Raw genomic sequence first — 18,379 nt, 5'->3', positions numbered from 1 at the left:
CCGTGTGGATCAGCCTGTGCGTGGCGCTGTCGGCCGGTGTGGTCCTGACGCTGAGCGCGCCCCGGACCGCCCGCAGGCTGCCCCCGCGCGCCGCCGCCTGGATGCTGACCTCGGCCGCCGTGATCGCGGCGGGCGCCTGGGTCGCGGTCCTGGCCATGCTCGGTGTCACCTTCATCGGACAGATTCCTCAAGTGGCCGCCGAGGGCCGGTGGTCACCCCGGGTGCTGGCCGCCGACAACCCGCTCGACTGGCCGGTGGCCGCGGCGTGCGCCGTCGGTGCTCTCGGCTGTCTGGCGGCCCTCGTCGTGTCCGCGTACCGCTGGGTGCGGGTGTTCGTCCGGGCCCGGCACGACTTCCGGCCCCTGCCCACCTCGGGTGATCTGGCGGTTCTGGACGACCCCGCTCCGGTGGCCTTCGCGCTGCCCGGGGCGCCCGGCCGGATCGTGGTCTCCACCGGCATGCTCCGCGCCCTGAACGCCGACGAGCGCCGCGCCCTGCTGGCGCACGAGCGCGCTCATCTGCGCCACCGTCACCATGTCTTCCTGCTGGTGCTGCAACTCGCCGCGGCGGCCAACCCGTTGCTCAGGCCGCTCACCCGGGCCGGGGCCCACGCGCTGGAGTGCTGGGCCGACGAGTCGGCCGGAGCCGTCGTGGCCGACCGCCATCTGGTCGCCCGCGCGGTCGCCCGCGCGGCACTCGCCACCGGTCGTGCCCCGCAGCCCGCACTGGCCGCCACCGGCGGCCCGGTGCCCCAGCGGGTCCAGGCCCTGCTCGCCCCGCCCACGCCGTTGCGCCGCCGTCTGGTCGTGGCCGTGGCGGCCTTGATGGTGATCTGCTGCGCCGGTCCGGCGCTGACCGCCCACGACGTGGACCAGCTGTTCGATGCCGCCGCGCCTGCCCGTACCGAGGCACCGCAGCACTGACGCGGGTGTCGGGAATACCGGGTGATCAGCGCGTCGCGACCGGCAGGACATCGGGCGAGAGCGCCCCCGCGCGGGCCGACCGGGCGGTCATCCTGCGCCGGTGGTGGCGTCGGCACAACACCTCGTAACCGACCTCGCCCTGCTGCCGGTTGACGTCCCCGATCACCACCTGCGCGCCTTCGACGACCATCTCCCCGCCCACCGTGCGCGCGTTGTGCGTGGCCCGTGCGCCGCACCAGCACAGCGCCTCGACCTGAAGCGCCTCGATCCGGTCGGCCAGTTCGATCAGCCGCTGCGAGCCGGGGAACAGTTTGGTCCGGAAGTCGGTGGTGATCCCGAAGGCGAAGACGTCCCGGTCGAGGTCGTCCACCACCCGGGCCAGCTGGTCGATCTGGTCCGGCGCGAGGAACTGCGCCTCGTCCACGATCACGTAGTCCACCCTGTCGCCGTGGGTGATGCGGCCCACCAGGTACGCGTAGAGGTCCATGCCCTCGTCCGCCTCGACCGCGTCGGTGACCAGGCCGAGCCTGGACGAGAGCTTGCCCTCCCCCGCACGGTCGTCGCGGGTGAAGATCACGCCTTGGAGGCCACGGGCCGAACGGTTGTGTCCGATCTGCAGCGCCAGAGTGCTCTTTCCGCAGTCCATCGTTCCGGAGAAGAACACCAGCTCGGGCATGGGAAGTCGAGGACCTTTCGGATCCGGGGGAAACGGGTGGGGAACGCGTGGGTGGGGTACGCGGGTCAAGAGCGTACTTCGAGGAGCGGCACCAGCTGCTCCACGGGGGTCATCGAGCCGTGCATGCCGACCATGACGGACTCGTGGGGCTCGCGGCGGGACGCGGTGATCACCACGTCGGCGTGGGCGGCGGCGACCACGTCGCCGATCCGCCCGTGCACCCGCTCGTCGACCTGCGGGCCGAACCAGCCCGCCGCGACGGCCTCCTCGCGGCTCGCCACCCAGAACTGCTCACCGAGCACCTCGCGCCAGACGGTCAGCACATCGGCCTCGGCGCCGGGCACCGCGTAGACGTGGCGGGCACGGCCCTCGCCACCCAGCAGCGCGACGCCCGCGCCCAGTTCCCAGTCCTCGTCGAAGTCGATGCGGGACTCCTCGTCGAACGGGATGTCGATCATCCCGTGGTCGGCGGTGACGTAGAGCGCGGAGCGCGGCGGGAGTTGTTCGGCGAGGCGCTGGACGAGCCGGTCGACGTACATCAGCTGGCCGCGCCAGGCGTCCGAGTCCGTCCCGAAGCGATGGCCCTTGCCGTCGACCTCGCTGTAGTACGTATAGATCAGCGAACGGTCCGCCGCGCCCAGTTGGGCCGCGGCCAGGTCCATCCGGTCCTCGCCGGTGAGCTTGCCCCGGAAGGTGCCGCCGCTCAGCGCGATCTTGGTGAGCGGGGTGTGCTGGAAGTCCGGTGAGGAGACCTGGGCGGTGTGGACGCCTGCCGCGTCGGCGAGTTGGAAGACCGTGGGGTACGGCTGCCAGACGTGCGGGTCCGTCCAGGGCCGCCAGCGGAGCTGGTTCATCAGCTCACCGGTGGCGGGATTCCGGGTGGTGTAGCCGGTGAGACCGTGCGCGCCGGGCGGCAGACCGGTGCCGACCGAGGCCAGCGAGGTGGCCGTGGTGGCGGGGAAACCGGCCGTGATCGGACGGCCGGTGCCGCCGCGCGAGGTGCCGAGGAGCGAGTGGAGGTACGGGGCCTCGTCCGGGTGGGCGCGGATCTGCTCCCAGCCGAGGCCGTCGATCAGGAAGACGCAGTTCCGGTCGGCCGGGGTGAGCTCCGGGATCGCCGCGGTGAAACCCGGGACGCCGAGGCCCGCGGCGAGCGTCGGCAGCAGATCGGCGAGCGAGCCCGAGCCGTACTCCGGGACGGGGGCGGTGGAGAGCGCGAGCGGGGCGACGTCGTCCTCGTACCGCCAGTCGGGCTGGACCATCAGCGGCCGGCCGCCGCGGTCGCCTCGGAGAGCGCCTGGGAGAAGGCGAGGGTCTGGCGGACGGTGTCGGGGCCGTCACCGGCCTCGCTGACGCGCAGGCTCAGGTCGTCGGCCGTGGAGCTGCCGGTGTACCCGTGGTCCGCCTCGCAGTTGGGGTCGCCGCAGGCGGCGGGCTCCAGGTCGAGACGGGCGACCGCGCCCCAGCCGATGGTCAGGACGACCTCACGGGGCAGGGTGCCCGGGACGTACTTCTCCGGGTTGGCCACCACCCGGCTCAGGACCACCGAGGAGATCCGGCCCAGCTTCACCGACTCGGTGGAGGTGGTGGCGAACGGCGTCGGAGAGCCGCCGTCGGCGGCCTGCTCGTCGGTGTGGCTGACGATGAAGCGGTTGCCGGTCAGGACGAGGACCGTGACATGGCGGCGCACCTCGTTGGAGTCGAACGTCGTCTCCTGGTGCACCAGGTACGAAGAAACCGGCTCGCCGCCGACAGCGGCCTCCACCGCCTCGGCCACGAGGGCCGGGTAATAGCCGCTGCGCTCGATCGCCGCGCGCAGCCCCTGGGTCGTTGTACCGGTCTTCGCCATGGGCTCCATCTTAGACCGACGGGCACATGGGAGGTGGGCGCGGTACGGGCCCCGCCACAGGGCGGAGAAGGCACGTCCGGCCCTCATGACAGCTGCCTCCTCAGTAGCTGGGCATCCGGCGCGGCCCGAGGTCGCCGAGGGCGTTCGCGGGCGCCAGCCGTACGGACGCGCCGAGCACCGACAGACCGCTCGGCCCGACCACCACCGGCTCCAGGGCGACGGACACCACCTCGGGGTGGTCGTCGACCAGCCGGGACACCCGGAGCAGCAGCTCTTCGAGGGCGTGGGTGTCCACGGGCGCCGAGCCCCGCCAGCCGAAGAGGAGGGGGGCCGTCCGGATGCTCCTGATGAGTTCGGCGACGTCCCGGTCGGTGGCCGGGACCAGCCGGTGTGCGGTGTCGCCGAGCAGTTCGGACGGCGCCCCGGCGAGCCCGAAGGAGAGGACGGCGCCGACTGCGGGGTCGATCGCGGACCGGACGACCGTGTCCACACCGCGGGGAACCATCGCCTGGACCACCGGCTGGACCACCGCCGGTGCGCCGAGCGCCCGGGTCAGTTCGGTGTAGGCGCGGCGCAGCCCGGTCTCGGACCCGAGGTCCAGACGTACACCGCCGAGGTCCGGGCGGTGGCGGAGGTGCGGTGCGGTGGCCTTGAGCGCCACGGGGTAGCCCAGGTGCGCGGCTGCCGCGACGGCGGTGTCCGCGTCCGGCGCCGGGCGGGCCGGGAGGACGCGGATGCCGTAGAGGCCGAGCAGTTCGCAGGCGTCGTCGAGGGACAGGGTCAGGCCGCGGGCGACGTCGACGTGGGCGGTTTCGAGCAGCGCCCCGATCCGCTCGGCGGCGCCCGGCTCGTCGATGTCGTCGTACGCGGGGACCCGGCCGGGGTCGGCGGCCTGGCGGCGCCACTGTCCGTACCGGACGGCCTGGGCGAGGGCGCGGACGGCCCGCTCGGCGGCGGGGTAGGCGGGCATCCCGCCGGGGCGGTCCCAGGCGAGCGGCGCATCGGTCCCGCCGTCGGAGTCGGACGTCGCCGCTTCCCCGCCGCCCGCCGTCCTCGGACCGGCGGGCGGCGGCGTCCCCTTGGGGTGGCGCACCGAGTTCGTGGCGGCGGCCAGCGCCTCCGCCAGTCCGCCGATCTCCAGGTGGACCACGGCGACCGGCTTGGCCGGGGAGTGGGCGGCGGCCTCGCGGAGCGCGGCGGCGAGCACTTCGCCGTCGCCCGATTCGGTGACGCCGTTCTCCCCCACCCAGGGGATCGCCGTGATCAGGACCGCGTCGCAGCCCTCGTCGGCCAGCGCCCCGGCGAGCGCGTCGCGGAAGTCCTGCGGGGTCGCGTCCGTCGTCAGGTCGACGGGCAGCAGCGGACGCAGCCGTTCCGTCAGACAGGCGTCGTACGTCAGCAGGCCCAGGGATTCGGAGTTGCCCAGGATCGCCACGCGCGGCCCCTCGGGCAGCGGCTGGTCGGCGAGCAGCAGCCCCGCGTCGACGAGCTCGGTGACGGTGTCGACGAGGATGACGCCGGCCTGCCGCAGCAGCGCCGAGACCGTGGCGTCGGGGAGGCGGGTGACCGGGACCGCGTGGCCGGGCGGGGCGCTGCCGCTGTGCCGGGCGCCCTTGACCACGACGACCGGTTTCACCGCTGCCGTGCGCCTGGCGAGCCGGGTGAACTTCCTGGGGTTGCCGATCGATTCGAGGTAGAGCAGGGCGACATCGGTGTCCGGGTCTTCGTGCCAGTACTGCAGGAAGTCGTTGCCGGAGAGATCCGCGCGGTTGCCCGAGGAGATGAAGGAGGAGAGTCCGGCTCCGCGCCGGTGCAGCCCGGAGAGCAGGGCGATGCCGATCGCGCCGGACTGGGTGAAGAGACCGATCCGGCCGCGGACCGGGGACTCGGGGGCCAGTGAGGCGTTCAGCCGGACGGCCTCGGCGGTGTTGATGAGGCCGAAGGCGTTCGGGCCGATGATGCGCATGCCGTACGAGCGGGCCTGGCGGAGCAGTTCGCGCTGGCGGCGCAGCCCCTCGGCGCCGCTCTCGGCGTACCCGGCGGAGAGGACGACCAGCCCCTGCACGCCGCTCTCGCCGCAGTCGGCGACCGCTTCGGGGACGCGTCCGGCCGGTACGGCGATGACCGCCAGGTCCACGGTGTCGTCGATCGAGGCGACGGTACGGTGCGCGGGGACCCCGTCCAGCTCGGTGACGCCGTCGGGGAAGGCGCGGTTCACCGCGTACGTACGGCCGGTGAAGCCCGAGCCGAGCAGATTGCGCAGGACCGTGCGCCCCACCCCGCCGGGTGTGCGGCCCGCGCCGACCACGGCGACGGCGCGCGGGGCGAGCAACCGCTGTACCGAGCGCGCTTCGGCGCGCTGTTCGCGGGCGCGCTGGACCGCGAGCGAGGCCGCGGTGGGTTCGAGGTCGAGGGTGAGGTGGACGGAGCCGTCCTCGAAGCTGCGTTTCTGCTCGTACCCGGCGTCCGTGAACACCTTGATCATCTTGTTGTTGGCGGGGAGCACCTCGGCGACGAAGCGGCTGACCTCGCGTTCACGGGCGACGGCCGCGATGTGTTCGAGGAGGGCGGAGGCCACACCGCGCCCCTGGTGCGCGTCCTGGACGAGGAAGGCGACCTCCGCCTCGTCCTCGCCGATCCTGTCGTAGCGGACGGTCGCGATGAACTCCCCGCCGACGGTGGCCGCCAGACCTACCCGGTCGACGTAGTCGTGATGGGTGAAGCGGTGGACGTCCTTGGCGGACAGCCTGGGGTAGGGGGCGAAGAAGCGGTAGTACTTCGACTCGGGCGAGACCTGTTCGTAGAAGCTGACCAGCCGCTCGGCGTCCTCGGTGGTGATGGGCCTGATCCGGGCCGTACCGCCGTCGCGCAGCACCACGTCCGCTTCCCAGTGGGCCGGGTACTCCTGGTGCGGGCTCTGCTCCAGCGGGGGCTGCATGGGGAAAGCGTACGGGTCGCGGCGGTACCGCGAGCGGTGCAGTCTGGGATCCGGCACGGCCCCCGGCACGCCGCGCACCCCGTGCAAGAATGGTCTAGACAACCGTCAGAGAACTCGAAGGGCAACACCATGGCTGAGCGCCGCGTCAAGGTCGGTTGGGCCGAGGGTCTGCACGCCCGTCCGGCCTCCATCTTCGTCCGTGCCACGACGGCTTCCGGAGTCCCGGTGACGATCGCCAGGCCCGACACCAGCCCCGTCAACGCCGCGTCGATGCTCGCGGTTCTCGGCCTGGGCGCCGAAGGTGGCGAGGAGATCGTGCTGTCCTCGGACGTCGACGGTGCCGAGGCGGCACTCGACCGGCTGGCCAAACTGGTCGCCGAAGGACTCGACGAACTGCCCGAGACCGTCTGAGACGTGTGCCGCTCCGCCCGGCCGGTTCGTTCCGGACACCGGAGTCGGGCGTTCCGAGAAACCGCAGTGTCCCGAATTCGGGCGCTGCGGTTCTGCTTTTCCTGCCCTTCGCGCTTTCCCTGGGCTTCGTACTCTTCCTGCGCTTCGCGCTCTCCTGCTCTTCGCACTCTCCCTGTCATTCCGTCTTTCCGGCGCGGTCAATTGCCGGGGACCGGTCGAGGGCACGCAGAAGACCGGCTGCGGGAATACAACTATTTCCGTATGCCGCTCTTTTTCTACGGCACGCTCGTTAATCCGGGATGCCCGAAACGTTTACGGCATGTTGCGAAGTCCTCACACGCCCCCGCTTGCGGAGCCGGTGCGCCGCCGTCGCCCGGTCCGCGTGCGCCGTGGTCAGTGACCGGGCCCGCTCGGCGTCACCACGGGCCACCGCGTCCACGATCGCGCCGTGCTCGGCCCAGGAATCGACGGGCCGGACCGGCTGATCGACGGTGTACATCCAGGCGGTCTTCTGCCTCAGCTGAGTCAGCAGGGTGGTCAGCGCCGCACTCCCGGACGCCTGCGCGAGCGTTTCGTGGAACCAGCCGCCGAGTGAGCGCAGATCCTCACCCTGCCCCCGACGGGCCCGTTCCTGCCCCAGGCCGACCAAGCCCCGCAGGACTTTCAGATGGGCCTCGGTCCGGTGCCGGGCGGCGCGTGCCGCGCCCATCGACTCCAGCAGCATCCGCATCTCCAGCAGGTCGGCGGCCTCCTGCTCGCTCGGCTCGGCGACCCAGGCGCCGGCGTGGCGGCGGGTGACCACGAAGCCCTCGGACTCCAGGGTGCGCAGGGCTTCGCGCACCGGGACGCGCGAGACCCCGTAGCGGCGCGCGAGCACCTCCTCGGTCAGCCGGGTGCCGCGTTCCAGGACCCCCGAGATGATGTCGTCGCGAATTGCCGTGCATACCGAATGCGCGGGAATGCGCATGGCCGAACCTCCGCCTGATCCCCCGCGAAATCGCGGTCGATCCATACCTGTGCGGCGACTCTATGACAGTGCACGTGAATTTCCGAAGGCCACCGGTAAATGATGACTGTCTTTTGGCCATAAAAAGCGGTGGCCCCGGCGCGCATCTGCGCCGGGGCCACCGGGGGACGGGGGTGTGCGTGGGTCAGACGTTGACGCCGTGTGAACGCAGGTACGCGACCGGGTCGATGTCGGAACCGTAGTCGGGGCTCGTACGCGCCTCGAAGTGGAGGTGCGGGCCGGTGACGTTGCCGGTGGCGCCGGAGAGCGCGATCTGCTGGTCCGAGGTGACGGACTGGCCGACCGAGACGCCGATGGACGAGAGGTGGCCGTACTGGGTGTACGTACCGTCGTTCATCTTGATGACGACGTTGTTGCCGTACGCGCCGCCCCAGCCCGCCTCGACGACGGTGCCCGCGCCCACGGCGTGCACCGGGGTGCCGCTCGCCGCGTGGAAGTCGATGCCGGTGTGACTGCCGGAGGACCAGAGATTGCCGCCGGTCCGGTAACCGGTGGAGACGTACGAGCCGGTCACGGGGGCCACATAGGCATTGAGGCGCTTGCGCTCCGCGTCGCGGGCCGCACGCTCCCGGCCGGCCTTCGCCTTCGCGGCTGCCTCGGCCCGCGCCTTGGCCTTCGCTTCCGCCTTCGCCTTGGCGACCGCCTTGGCCCTGGCCTCCGCCTTCGCCGCGGCCTGCTCGGCCTCGTACTGCTGCGCGACGGCCTGGGCGGCGATCCGGTCGGCGACGGAATCGCCGACAAGGATGGTCCGTTCCAGGCTGACTTCCTGCGCGGAGGGAGCCTTGACGTCGTCGGCCATCGCCGGGGACGCGAGAGTGCCGATGACACCCGCGGTGGCGAGGGTGGCCACACCGGCCACGGTCGCAGTCCTGCGGGTCAGACGGTTCGGGGCACGGTGCTTACCGGCAGGGCGGGTGAACGCCATGAAGTGGCTGGTCCTTTCCTTCCTTCTCGCCTACCGGGTTAGCTGACGGGTTCGGAGCAGGAAGGTCTCCTACGGGCCGGCTCCACGCGGAGCGGCCCGATTCACCCCAGGGACTGCGTGGGTCCCCGGCTCCCCAGGCTCGCGCCTGACGGGGACTCGGCGATCGCTGTTCGGCGCCGCGATCGCGGCTTACGTCCGACGAACAGCGAGTGAGACGCTAAACGGTGGTTGTCGGTTGAACCAAACAGATGGGCAGTTTTGTCGGTCATGCCACAGGAAATACAGGCAACCTTGCGAATAAACCGGACATCGCGTGCGCACATCGGACACAGAAGTGGGTGCGTAAGAGACACCGGAAACCGGTGCGCAGCGGACACCGGAAGCGGGTGCCCGGCGGACACGGAACAGGACTCCGGCGGCAGCCGAGCCGCCGGAGTCCTGTCCGTCCTTCACTCCCCCGCGCCCGCGGGGCAGCCGGGGGTCAGCCCGCGACCACCGTCACCTCGCCGATGCCCAGCGCCCTGACCGGCTCCGCGATCTGCGCGGCGTCACCCACCAGCACCGTCACCAGGCGGTCGTCGGGGAAGGCGCTGACGACCGCCGCGGTCGCCTCGACCGTGCCCGTCGCCGCGAGACGCGCGTACAGCTGCGCCTGGAAGTCGTCCGGCAGGTGCTGCTCGACCTGGTCCGCGAGGGTGCCCGCGACCGCGTCGGCCGTCTCGTACTTCAGCGGGGCGACGCCCACCAGGTTCTGCACGGCCACGTCCCGCTCGGCGTCGGTGAGACCACCGGCGGCCAGGGTCCGCAGCACCTTCCAGAGGTCGTCGAGCGCGGGCCCGGTCGACTCCGTGTCCACCGAACCGCTGATGGCGAGCATCGCCGCGCCGGTCCCGTCCGGCGCGGAGCGGAGCACCTGGCTGAAGGCGCGCACCCCGTAGGTGTAGCCCTTCTCCTCACGCAGCACCCGGTCCAGCCGGGACGTGAGGGTGCCGCCCAGGCAGTACGTACCGAGAACCTGCGCGGGCCAGACGCGGTCGTGCCGGTCGGCGCCGATGCGGCCGATGAGCAGCTGCGTCTGGACGGCCCCGGGACGGTCCACGATGACCACCCGGCCCGTGTCGTCCGCGGTGATGGGCGCCACCGGCCGGGGCGTGCCCGCGCTGCCCTTCCAGTCGCCGAGGGTGTCGGCGAGCAGGCCGTCCAGGTCGGTGCCGGTGAGGTCACCGACGATCACCGCGGTGGCCGTCGCGGGCCGGACGTACGCCTCGTAGAAGGAGCGGACGCCCGCCGCGTCGATGCGCGCCACCGTCTCCTCGGTGCCCTGCCGCGGGCGTGACATGCGCGCGGTGGCGGGGAACAGCTCCTTGGAGAGCTGCTTGGCCGCGCGGCGGGCCGGGTTGGCCAGCTCGTGCGGGATCTCGTCGAGGCGGTTGCCCACGAGCCGTTCGATCTCGCTCTCCGCGAAGGCGGGCGCGCGCAGCGCGTCGGCGAGCAGGCCGACCGCCTTGGGCAGCCGGGAGACCGGGACCTCCAGGGAGATCCGGACACCGGGGTGGTCGGCGTGCGCGTCGAGGGTGGCACCGCAGCGCTCCAGCTCCGCGGCGAACTCCTCGGCGGTGTGCTTGTCGGTGCCCTCGGAGAAGGCCCGCGCCATGATCGTGGCGATGCCGTCGAGCCCTTCCGGCTCGGCGTCCAGCGGGGCGTCGAGGCTGATCTCGACGGCCACCACCTGCTGTCCGGGGCGGTGGCAGCGCAGCACGGTCAGGCCGTTGGGGAGCGTGGACCGCTCGGGGGCCGGGAAGGCCCAGGGCCTGGCGGTACCCGCCTGCGGCTGCGGGTGGAAGGTCATGCTCACGGTTGCGGCGTCGGTCACAGGTCCGCCTCGTCAGTCCGGGTGTTGTCGTCGGTCTCGTCCGCCGTGACGGGCTCGTACACGAGCACGGCGCGGTTGTCGGGGCGCAGCCGCGCCTTCGCGACCTCCTGCACCTCTTCTGCCGTGATGTCCAGCACCCGCTGCACGGCGCTCAGCGCGAGCTGCGGGTCGCCGAACAGCACGGCGTACCTGCACAGTTCGTCGGCGCGGCCGGCGACCGTACCCAGCCGGTCCAGCCATTCGCGCTCCAGCTGGGCCTGCGCGCGCTCCATCTCCTCGGCCGTGGGGCCGTCGGCGGCGAAGCGGGCCAGCTCCTCGTCCACCGCGGACTCGATCTGCGGGACCTCGACCCCGCCCGACGTCTTGACGTCCAGCCAGCCGAGCGAGGGCGCACCGGCCAGCCGCAGCAGGCCGAAGCCCGCGGCGACCGCTGTCCGGTCCCGCCGGACCAGGCGGTTGTGCAGCAGCGACGACTCGCCGCCGCCCAGGATGGTCAGCGCGATGTCGGCCGCGTCGCACGCGCGCGTGCCGTCCTCCGGGAGCCGGTAGGCGGCCATCAGCGCACGCGAGGGGACCTCCTCGTGGACCTCTTCGCGCACCTCGGCGCCGAGGGTGTCGGGGAGGCCGCCGTCGCGCGGCGGCTGCTTGCCGTCGTGGGACGGGATGGTGCCGAAGTACTTCTCGACCCAGGCCAGCGTCTGCTCGGGGTCGATGTCACCGACGACCGACAGGACCGCGTTGTTGGGCGCGTAGTTCTTACGGAAGAAGTCCCGTGCGTCCTCCAGCGTCGCGGCGTCCAGGTCGGCCATCGACCCGATCGGCGTGTGGTGGTACGGGTGACCCTCGGGGTACGAGAGGGCGGTCAGCTTCTCGAACGCCGTGCCGTACGGCACGTTGTCGTAGCGCTGGCGCCGCTCGTTCTTGACGACGTCCCGCTGGTTCTCCATGGACTCCTCGTCGAGCGCGGCGAGCAGCGAGCCCATCCGGTCCGCCTCCAGCCAGAGAGCGAGCTCCAGTTGGTGCGTGGGCATCGTCTCGAAGTAGTTGGTGCGCTCGAAGCTGGTGGTGCCGTTGAGCGATCCTCCGGCCCCCTGTACCAGCTCGAAGTGACCGTTGCCCTCGACCTGTCCGGAGCCCTGGAACATCAGGTGCTCGAAGAGGTGGGCGAGTCCGGTACGCCCCTTGACCTCGTGCCGTGAACCGACGTCGTACCAGAGGCAGACCGCCGCCACCGGGGTCAGGTGGTCCTCGGAGAGCACCACCCGCAGGCCGTTGGCCAGCCGGTGCTCGGTCGCTGTCAGGCCGCCGGAAGCGGCCTCGGCTGTGGCCGTGTGACCCATGGGCATGTACGTCCCTTCGCTCGCGTGTGTTGACCGCGTTGAATGCTGTCCTGCCACTGTATGCAAGCGCGCTGACACCTGGCAGCCACCCGGGCGTCCCCGGGTCGCGGTCGGTGTTGTCGGTGGGACAGTCCACAATGGTCGGCATCAGTACCGGACCAGGCACGTGAAGGAGCCGCAGCAGCGATGGCCCGCCGCAGCACGAAGACCCCGCCGCCGGAGGACTTCGAGGAGAAGATTCTCGACATCGACGTCGTCGATGAAATGGAGAACTCCTACCTGGAGTACGCGTACTCGGTGATCTACTCACGGGCCCTGCCGGACGCCCGTGACGGCATGAAGCCCGTCCACCGCCGCATCGTCTACCAGATGAGCGAGATGGGGCTGCGCCCCGACCGCAGCTATGTGAAGTGCGCCCGTGTCGTCGGCGAGGTCATGGGCAAGCTGCACCCGCACGGCGACGCCTCCATCTACGACGCCCTGGTGCGGATGTCGCAGCCCTTCTCGATGCGGCTCCCGCTGGTCGACGGTCACGGCAACTTCGGCTCCCTCGGCAACGACGACCCGCCCGCCGCCATGCGGTACACCGAGTGCCGGATGGCTGACGCCACGTCACTGATGACGGAGTCGACCGACGAGAACACCGTCGATTTCCAGCCGAACTACGACGGCCAGGAGCGCGAGCCCGTCGTACTCCCCGCCGCCTATCCGAACCTGCTGGTCAACGGCGCGTCCGGGATCGCGGTCGGGATGGCGACGAACATGCCGCCGCACAATCTGGGCGAGGTCATCGCCGCGGCCCGGCATCTGATCAAGCACCCCGGTGCGGATCTCGACTCGCTGATGCGTTTCGTGCCCGGACCCGACCTGCCGACCGGCGGCCGGATCGTGGGGCTCGACGGCATCAAGGACGCCTACGCGTCGGGCCGCGGCACCTTCAAGATCCGCGCCACGACGACGATCCAGGACGTCACCCCGCGCCGCAAGGGCATCGTCGTCACCGAACTGCCCTTCGCGGTCGGCCCGGAGAAGGTCCGCGCCAAGATCAAGGACCTGGTGGCTTCGAAGAAGCTCCAGGGCATCGCCGACCTGAAGGACCTCACCGACCGTGCGCACGGTCTGCGGCTGGTCATCGAGGTGAAGAACGGCTTCGTACCGGAAGCCGTTCTGGAACAGCTCTACAAGCTCACCCCGATGGAGGAGTCCTTCGGGATCAACAACGTCGCGCTGGTGGACGGGCAGCCGCTGACGCTGGGGCTCAAGGAGCTGCTGGAGGTCTATCTCGACCACCGCTTCTCGGTCGTCAGGCGCCGCAGCGAGTTCCGCAGGGGCAAGCGGCAGGACCGGCTGCATCTGGTCCTGGGCCTGCTCGTGGCGCTGCTCGACATCGACGAGGTCATCCGGCTCATCCGCTCCAGCGACAACTCGGCACAGGCCAAGGAGCGGCTGATCTCGCACTTCTCGCTGAGCGAGATCCAGACCCAGTACATCCTGGACACACCGCTGCGCCGGCTCACCCGGTTCGACCGGATCGAGCTGGAGAGCGAGCGCGACCGGCTGAACAGCGAGATCGAGGAACTGACCAAGATCCTTGAGTCGGACGCGGAGCTGCGCAAGCTGGTCTCGGGCGAACTGGCCGCGGTGGCGAAGAAGTTCTCCACCGACCGGCGCACGGTCCTGCTGGAGTCCGCGGGCACCCCGCTCGCCGCGACCTCGCTGGAGGTCGCCGACGACCCGTGCCGGGTGCTCCTGTCGTCGACGGGCCTGCTGGCCCGTACGGCCACCGCCGAGCCGCTGAGCACCGAGGGGCAGAAGCGCACCAAGCACGACGTGGTGGTCTCGGCCGTCCCGGCGACCGCGCGCGGTGACATCGGGGTGGTCACCTCGGCCGGCCGGCTGCTGCGGGTCGCGGTGATCGATCTGCCACAGCTGCCGGACACCGCCTCCGCGCCCAATCTGGCGGGCGGCGCGCAGATCTCGGAGTTCGTCTCGCTCGCGGACGACGAGCAGGTCGTCTGTCTCAGCACGGTGGACGAGGCCTCACCCGGGCTGGCGATCGGCACCGAGCAGGGCATCGTGAAGCGGGTGGTGCCCGACTACCCGCCCAACAAGGACGAGTTGGAGGTCATCGGCCTGCGGGACGGTGACCGGATCGTCGGCGCGGTCGAACTGCGGACCGGCGAGGAGGACCTGGTCTTCATCACCGACGACGCGCAGTTGCTGCGCTATCCGGCCGGGCAGGTACGGCCGCAGGGCCGCCCGGCGGGCGGGATGGCGGGCATCAAGCTGGCCGAGGGCGCCAAGGTGATCTCGTTCACCGCGGTGGACCCGGCGGCGGACGCGGTGGTCTTCACGATCGCGGGCTCGCACGGCACGCTGGACGACTCGGTGCGTACGGCGAAGCTGACGCCGTTCGACCAGTACCCGCGCAAGGGGCGGGCGACCGGAGGGGTGCGCTGCCAGCGCTTCCTGAAGGGGGAGGACCTGCTGGTGCTGGCCTGGGCGGGCGAGGCCCCCGCCAGGGCCGCCGCGGCGAACGGCACCCCGGCGGAGCTGCCCGAACCGGACCCGCGCCGTGACGGCTCGGGCGTCCCGTTCGCCCCGGCGGTGGCGACGCTCGCGGGGCCCGTGTAGCCGGTACGGCTCACTCGCCGAAGCGGACGGGACCGGCCCGGCCGGGTCAGTCCGCTTCGGCGAAGGCGTCCGCTCCGGCGAAGGCGTCCGTTCCGGCCTGCCCGGGGTCGGCCTCGTCTGTTCCGGCCGGATCCGGTACGTACCGCAGCACGCCCCACATGGATTCCGGGCGGACGTCCTGCGGTGCCGGCTCCCGGCAGCCGTCGAGCTGTTCCCGCACCGCGTCCGCGTCGATGCCCGACCCGATGAGGACCAGCTGCGTCAGGGGTTCCCCGTCCCCGGCCCGCGCCATCGGATAGAAGCGCAGGAAGTTCCCCACCGCGTGCAGGCTGTACCGCTCACGGTGGCCCGGGACGTCGAAGTGGACGAACCCCTTGATGCGGTACAGGCCGTCTGGCCTGCCGTCGAGGAAGTCCATCAGCCGTCGCGGATTCACCGGCTCCGGTGCGACGAACTCGACGCTCTCGTACCGCGCGTGCAGATGACGGCGGTGATCGCCGTCCTCCTCCGCCGCCGCGTCTTCCCCGTCGGCGCGCAGGTCGTCGAAGGAGAGCTGACCGATGCGTTCGCCGCCGGGCCTGCGGTCGATGAGCAGCTCCGGGTCGACCTGCCCGTACGACGCGCGGACCACCGGGGTGCCCGCGGCCTGCTCGCCGATCACCGCGACGATCCGCTCCTGCTCCGGTCCGTCCACCCGGTCGGCCTTGTTGACGACGACCAGATCGGCGAGGGTCAGATGGCGGTCGGTCTCCGGGTGGCGGGCGCGGGTGGCATCGAACTCGGCGGCGTCGACGATCTGGACGAGCCCCCCGTACACGATGTGCGGGTTCTCGCTCGCCAGGATCATCCTGATGAGCTCCTGCGGCTCGGCGAGACCGCTCGCCTCGATGACGATGACGTCGATCCGCAGGTCGGGGCGGGCCAGCCGGGCCAGATAGTCGTCGAGCTCGCTGGTGTCGACGGCGCAGCACAGACAGCCGTTGCCGAGCGAGACCATCGAGTCGACCTGACCCGCCACGGTCATCGCGTCGATCTCGATGGCGCCGAAGTCATTGACGACGGCGCCGATACGCGTGCCCCTGCTCTGCCGGAGCAGATGGTTGAGCACGGTGGTCTTACCGGAGCCGAGGTATCCCGCGAGAACGACGACGGGCACGGGTTTCCTGGACATGGGCCCCGATTTTAGTCAGCCCCGCACCGCACCTGCGATCAGCCCCGGCCCGCGTCCGGCACCGGCTGTGGCGCAGGGGGTCCCACATAGCGGGCGGCAGGGCGGATGATCTTGGAGTCCGCCGCCTGTTCCAGGATGTTGGCGCTCCAGCCGACCACCCGCGCCGCGCAGAAGGTGGGCGTGAACATCTCCCGCGGCAGTCCGCACAGCTCCATGACGACCCCGGCGTAGAACTCGACGTTGGTGTGCAGCTCACGGCCCGGCTTGAGTTCGGCCAGGATGGCCTCCACCCTCTCCTCGACCTGCACGGCGAAGTCGACCAGGGGGCCGCCGAACTGCTGGGCGATGCCGCGCAGCATCCGGGAGCGCGGATCCTCGGTGCGGTAGACCGGGTGGCCGAAGCCCATGATCCGCTCCCCCGCCAGGACCTTCTCCCGTATCCAGGGGTCGATGCGGTCCGGTACGGCGATGGCGTCGAGGGTGTCCAGGGCGCGGCTCGGCGCCCCGCCGTGCAGCGGTCCGGACAGTGCGCCGACCGCGCCGACCAGGCAGGCCGCCACATCGGCGCCGGTGGACGCGATGACCCGGGCGGTGAACGTCGAGGCGTTGAAGCCGTGGTCGACGGTGGAGACGAGGTACTGCTCCACGGCCCGCGCCTTCACCGGATCGGGCTCCGAACCGGTGAGCATGTACAGGTAGTTGGCCGCACAGGACAGGTCGTCGCGCGGCTCGACCGGGTCGAGACCGCGGCCGAGCCGGTGCAGTGCGGTGAGCAGGGTCGGTACGGCCGCGCAGGCGGCGAGGGCGTCGGCGGTGCGCCGGTCCGCGTCGATGTCGTAGACGGGCCGGAACCCGCCCGCCGCGCCGAGCAGCGAGAGCGCGGTACGCAGCCCGGCCAGCGGGCCCGATCCCGCTCGGGCCAGCGCGGGCAGCACCTCGCGCACCTCGGCCGGAAGCCGGCGCAGTTCGGCGGTCCTGGCGGTGAAGGCCGCGCTCTGCGCCGCGTCCGGGAGCGCGCCGTGGACCATCAGGTACCAGACGTCCTCGAAGCTGCGGGTCTGCGCGAGGTCCACCGCCGAGTACTGGCGGTAGTGGTAGAAGCCTTCGCGACCCCGGACGTCACCGAGTGCGGTGTCCGTGACGACGACGCCCGCGAGCCCTCGTGGGGCGGTGATGGTGGACATGGTCTCCTCCTGCTTCCTGCCTCTGTCATCAGCGTCTGCGTCGATAGCGGCTGCATCGATAGCGGCTGCATCGATTCGCTTTATTGATTCGACTGTCCATGCTTGACTGTAATCCTGTCAATGTTGATTGAATCAATATACGGATGGTTCTGGATACGGTGAACGGCATGAGCGATCAATCAGCGGCGCCCGAGGACCCCCGGCTGACCACCAGGGAGGCAGCCGCCAGACTCGGTGTGAAGCCGGAGACGGTGTACGCGTACGTCAGCCGCGGGCAGCTCAGCAGCCGTCGCGCGCCCGGCGGACGCGGCAGCACCTTCGACGCGGCCGAGATCGACGCGCTGGCCCGGCGCGGCGCCCGGCGGGAGCCCCCGTCCGGCGGCGCCGAGCTCGTCTTCCGTACCGGCGTCACGCTGATCGACACCGAGACCGACCGGTACTACTACCGCGGGGTGGACGCGACCGCGCTCGCCCGTCGCCACAGCTACGAGGAAGTCGCCGAGTGGCTGTGGACCGGAGAGCTGCGGGCCGGGACCCGGTTCACCGCACCGCCGGAGGCCCTGGAGGCGGGCCGTCGCGCGGTCGGCGCGCTGCCCGCGCACAGCACGCCGATGGACCGGCTCAGGGCGTCCGCCGTCGCGGCCTCGGCCGCCGACCCCCTGCGATTCGATCTCTCACCGGAGGCGGTGCTCGGGGCGGCGCGCAGTCTCGTCCCCACCCTGGTGGGTTCGCTGCCCGCATCGGGCGCCCCGGACCGGGAGGGCGACGGACTGGCGCGGCGGCTCTGGTCGCGGCTGACCGCCCGCGCACCTGACGCAGCCTCACTTCGGGTGCTGGAAACGGCTCTTGTCCTGCTCATCGATCACGATCTGGCGGCGTCGACGCTGGCGGCCCGGATCGCCGCGTCGGCCCGCGCCCATCCGTACGCCGTCGTGTCCGCCGGGCTCGGCGCGCTGGAGGGGCCCCTGCACGGCGCCGCCAGCGGCCTCGCCCACCGGATGCTGGCCGAGGCCCTGGAGCGGGGCGGCGCCGCCCCGGTCGTCGCGGACCATCTGCGAGCGGGACGCCGGGTACCCGGGTTGGGCCACCGGCTGTACCGGGGCGAGGACCCGCGCGCCCAGGCGCTGTTCGCGCTGCTGGCCGACGTACCCGCGGCTGCGCCCGCACTGGCCGCGGCCCGCGACGTGGTGACGACCGCGGCCCGCCGCACCGGGCTGCACGCCAATGTCGATCTCGCGCTGGCCGTGCTCTCGGTGTCGGCGGGGATGCCCGCCGAGGCCGGGGAGACCCTGTTCGCCGTGGCCAGGACGGCGGGCTGGATCGCCCATGCACTGGAGGAGTACGCGGAGCGGCCCCTGCGGATGCGCCCCAGCGGCCAGTACACCGGCCCGCGCCCGCCGCAGCCGCTCCCCTGAACCAGCGCGCGAC

At 71.7% G+C, this 18,379-nt stretch carries 14 protein-coding genes and 1 riboswitch; of the genes, 4 read left to right on the top strand and 10 right to left on the bottom strand.

Going from position 1 to position 18,379, the window contains the following annotated elements; all coding sequences use genetic code 11:
* The first annotated feature begins 2 nt into the window (after positions 1–2).
* A complete protein-coding gene (locus OG709_RS27700) occupies positions 3–923 on the top strand; it encodes a M56 family metallopeptidase (RefSeq protein WP_250304784.1) in 921 nt (306 codons plus the stop codon).
* A gap of 25 nt (positions 924–948) precedes the next feature.
* On the opposite strand, the gene OG709_RS27695 is transcribed toward OG709_RS27700, so the two are convergent.
* The 4 genes from OG709_RS27695 to OG709_RS27680 all read right to left on the bottom strand — a co-directional run bounded on the left by OG709_RS27695 (position 949) and on the right by OG709_RS27680 (position 6,386).
* Complete coding sequence (locus OG709_RS27695) at positions 949–1,599, bottom strand: thymidine kinase (protein ID WP_250304785.1); 651 nt, start codon at positions 1,597–1,599, stop codon at positions 949–951.
* Positions 1,600–1,664: 65 nt separating this feature from the next.
* Positions 1,665–2,861 (bottom strand): alkaline phosphatase family protein, encoded by a 1,197-nt coding sequence (locus OG709_RS27690; protein WP_250304786.1) that lies wholly within the window; start codon positions 2,859–2,861, stop codon positions 1,665–1,667.
* Positions 2,861–3,448, bottom strand: coding sequence for a DUF5998 family protein (locus OG709_RS27685; RefSeq protein WP_250304787.1), 588 nt, complete (start codon positions 3,446–3,448; stop codon positions 2,861–2,863). The genes OG709_RS27690 and OG709_RS27685 overlap by 1 nt, the downstream gene beginning before the upstream one ends.
* 100 nt (positions 3,449–3,548) lie before the next feature.
* Positions 3,549–6,386, bottom strand: a complete 2,838-nt coding sequence (locus tag OG709_RS27680; protein ID WP_329167959.1) for a bifunctional acetate--CoA ligase family protein/GNAT family N-acetyltransferase — start codon at positions 6,384–6,386, stop codon at positions 3,549–3,551.
* 129 nt (positions 6,387–6,515) lie between these two features.
* Between OG709_RS27680 and OG709_RS27675 the strand changes: the two genes are divergently transcribed.
* Complete coding sequence (locus OG709_RS27675) at positions 6,516–6,797, top strand: HPr family phosphocarrier protein (protein ID WP_250304789.1); 282 nt, start codon at positions 6,516–6,518, stop codon at positions 6,795–6,797.
* Between the two features lie 289 nt (positions 6,798–7,086).
* On the opposite strand, the gene OG709_RS27670 is transcribed toward OG709_RS27675, so the two are convergent.
* The 4 genes from OG709_RS27670 to OG709_RS27655 form a co-directional block, all read right to left on the bottom strand.
* Entirely contained in the window at positions 7,087–7,764 is a 678-nt protein-coding gene (locus tag OG709_RS27670) for a GntR family transcriptional regulator (RefSeq protein WP_250304790.1), read from the bottom strand.
* Between the two features lie 184 nt (positions 7,765–7,948).
* Entirely contained in the window at positions 7,949–8,749 is an 801-nt protein-coding gene (locus OG709_RS27665; RefSeq protein ID WP_266640404.1) for a M23 family metallopeptidase, read from the bottom strand.
* 13 nt (positions 8,750–8,762) lie between these two features.
* A riboswitch (cyclic di-AMP (ydaO/yuaA leader) is annotated at positions 8,763–8,921 on the bottom strand.
* A gap of 309 nt (positions 8,922–9,230) precedes the next feature.
* A complete protein-coding gene (locus OG709_RS27660) occupies positions 9,231–10,598 on the bottom strand; it encodes a M16 family metallopeptidase (RefSeq protein ID WP_250304849.1) in 1,368 nt (455 codons plus the stop codon).
* Positions 10,599–10,618: 20 nt separating this feature from the next.
* A complete protein-coding gene (locus tag OG709_RS27655) occupies positions 10,619–11,968 on the bottom strand; it encodes a M16 family metallopeptidase (protein WP_266640406.1) in 1,350 nt (449 codons plus the stop codon).
* A gap of 180 nt (positions 11,969–12,148) precedes the next feature.
* Here OG709_RS27655 and OG709_RS27650 point away from each other — a divergent pair, with 180 nt between their 5' ends.
* Positions 12,149–14,596, top strand: coding sequence for a DNA gyrase/topoisomerase IV subunit A (locus tag OG709_RS27650; RefSeq protein ID WP_266640407.1), 2,448 nt, complete (start codon positions 12,149–12,151; stop codon positions 14,594–14,596).
* Between the two features lie 46 nt (positions 14,597–14,642).
* On the opposite strand, the gene OG709_RS27645 is transcribed toward OG709_RS27650, so the two are convergent.
* Both OG709_RS27645 and OG709_RS27640 read right to left on the bottom strand, forming a co-directional pair.
* Positions 14,643–15,767, bottom strand: a complete 1,125-nt coding sequence (locus tag OG709_RS27645; RefSeq protein WP_329167956.1) for a CobW family GTP-binding protein — start codon at positions 15,765–15,767, stop codon at positions 14,643–14,645.
* A gap of 38 nt (positions 15,768–15,805) precedes the next feature.
* Positions 15,806–16,951, bottom strand: a complete 1,146-nt coding sequence (locus OG709_RS27640; RefSeq protein WP_250304795.1) for a citrate synthase/methylcitrate synthase — start codon at positions 16,949–16,951, stop codon at positions 15,806–15,808.
* Positions 16,952–17,118: 167 nt separating this feature from the next.
* Here OG709_RS27640 and OG709_RS27635 point away from each other — a divergent pair, with 167 nt between their 5' ends.
* Positions 17,119–18,366 carry a citrate synthase gene (locus OG709_RS27635; RefSeq protein WP_250304796.1) on the top strand — a complete coding sequence of 416 codons (1,248 nt, stop codon included), beginning with the start codon at positions 17,119–17,121 and terminating at the stop codon, positions 18,364–18,366.
* The last annotated feature ends 13 nt before the right edge of the window (positions 18,367–18,379 follow it).

This window comes from Streptomyces sp. NBC_01267 (genome assembly GCF_036241575.1).
Taxonomy (GTDB): domain Bacteria; phylum Actinomycetota; class Actinomycetes; order Streptomycetales; family Streptomycetaceae; genus Streptomyces.
Note: the sequence above shows the minus strand (reverse complement) of the source record. Positions and strands in the feature narration are given on the sequence as shown.

Bases quoted from the DNA above. Each gene is read 5' to 3' on its own strand.
- OG709_RS27665 (WP_266640404.1), bottom strand. From the start codon at position 8,749: ATGGCGTTCACCCGCCCTGCCGGTAAGCACCGTGCCCCGAACCGTCTG.
- OG709_RS27695 (WP_250304785.1), bottom strand. From the start codon at position 1,599: ATGCCCGAGCTGGTGTTCTTCTCCGGAACGATGGACTGCGGAAAGAGC.
- OG709_RS27650 (WP_266640407.1), top strand. From the start codon at position 12,149: ATGGCCCGCCGCAGCACGAAGACCCCGCCGCCGGAGGACTTCGAGGAG.
- OG709_RS27675 (WP_250304789.1), top strand. From the start codon at position 6,516: ATGGCTGAGCGCCGCGTCAAGGTCGGTTGGGCCGAGGGTCTGCACGCC.
- OG709_RS27655 (WP_266640406.1), bottom strand. From the start codon at position 11,968: ATGCCCATGGGTCACACGGCCACAGCCGAGGCCGCTTCCGGCGGCCTG.
- OG709_RS27685 (WP_250304787.1), bottom strand. From the start codon at position 3,448: ATGGCGAAGACCGGTACAACGACCCAGGGGCTGCGCGCGGCGATCGAG.
- OG709_RS27635 (WP_250304796.1), top strand. From the start codon at position 17,119: ATGAGCGATCAATCAGCGGCGCCCGAGGACCCCCGGCTGACCACCAGG.
- OG709_RS27640 (WP_250304795.1), bottom strand. From the start codon at position 16,951: ATGTCCACCATCACCGCCCCACGAGGGCTCGCGGGCGTCGTCGTCACG.
- OG709_RS27660 (WP_250304849.1), bottom strand. From the start codon at position 10,598: ATGACCTTCCACCCGCAGCCGCAGGCGGGTACCGCCAGGCCCTGGGCC.
- OG709_RS27680 (WP_329167959.1), bottom strand. From the start codon at position 6,386: ATGCAGCCCCCGCTGGAGCAGAGCCCGCACCAGGAGTACCCGGCCCAC.
- OG709_RS27690 (WP_250304786.1), bottom strand. From the start codon at position 2,861: ATGGTCCAGCCCGACTGGCGGTACGAGGACGACGTCGCCCCGCTCGCG.
- OG709_RS27645 (WP_329167956.1), bottom strand. From the start codon at position 15,767: ATGTCCAGGAAACCCGTGCCCGTCGTCGTTCTCGCGGGATACCTCGGC.
- OG709_RS27670 (WP_250304790.1), bottom strand. From the start codon at position 7,764: ATGCGCATTCCCGCGCATTCGGTATGCACGGCAATTCGCGACGACATC.